We start from the raw sequence: 972 nt of genomic DNA on the forward strand, positions 1-972 counted from the left end.
GAAAGATGACGGGTATATATAATAGATATTAAGGATTACTTCGGTATGGGCAATTGTACATAAGAAATCGTAGCCTCTATTTTAGCTGGATTTTCTGATAACCACTGATTAAACTCATCCCCGATCTTATGACAATTTAACTCATCTTTTTTCAATGCGCCTATTCCACCAAGCCTATATGATTCTCCTCTCGATTCAACATCAATTTCGCAGTTATGTTTAGTTGTAAATTCATTATATAACCAGCCAGGTTCTACCGTACTAAATTCTATAACGAATTTTCTATCCTCTCTCATCGGGTAGCTCTTTGCGTAAGTGTACTCTGGAGAAATCCCGCAAAAGCGATTCGGCACGTTAACACAAGGAATTCTCTTAAACTTATTACTATCAAATAACTTATATTCCTCTATTTCCATTCTTCTATACCAGTACATCGCAATCTCTGCACGTTCATCCCTATTTTGGGATTTATTATTAGTTAAGATAATTCTATTTCCAGTATTAACCACATCCAATTCGCAATTTTTATACATAGACATCACTTTGGTCTCTTGTAGACCATAATTTTTTATTATATTCTCCACCGTTGGATCAATATCACATGCCATACTAAAGTGGCTCACAACTAATAAAGAAAAAATCAGAAAGACTTTTTTATTAAAACTCATATTTCTCTCCTTGCTTTATTGATGGCATTGATAACCTAAATAATAAAAATGTACTTAATTGCCGTTATTAATAAGTCCATTTATAATCTTCATCGACATATAATGATCTAACGCACAACGATACTATAAATAAAAATCAACAACAAAATATCCTGATAATATAAATTATATCATTTAATTAGTCTCTCTTGTTATTAGCTATATTAAATAAAGATAGATCGTTAAATCAAAAAACACAAGCCCCATAATAATTAAATTAAAAATAAAAACACAAAAAATGACAATTTCAATAATATATAAAATA

1 protein-coding gene is annotated in these 972 nt (G+C 30.1%); it reads right to left on the reverse strand.

The features are described 5' to 3' along the window. Positions 1-35 precede the first annotated feature (35 nt). The gene (locus tag V2H77_RS00385; RefSeq protein WP_341497221.1) at positions 36-668 is read right to left on the reverse strand and encodes a hypothetical protein; all 633 of its coding nucleotides are present in this window, start codon (positions 666-668) and stop codon (positions 36-38) included. Positions 669-972 lie beyond the last annotated feature (304 nt).

The organism is Photorhabdus sp. P32 (assembly GCF_038085095.1).
Lineage (GTDB): Bacteria > Pseudomonadota > Gammaproteobacteria > Enterobacterales > Enterobacteriaceae > Photorhabdus > Photorhabdus luminescens.

What these genes read in the sequence shown, in the direction of transcription:
- V2H77_RS00385 (WP_341497221.1), bottom strand. Translation starts at nt 668, where the DNA reads ATGAGTTTTAATAAAAAAGTCTTTCTGATTTTTTCTTTATTAGTTGTG.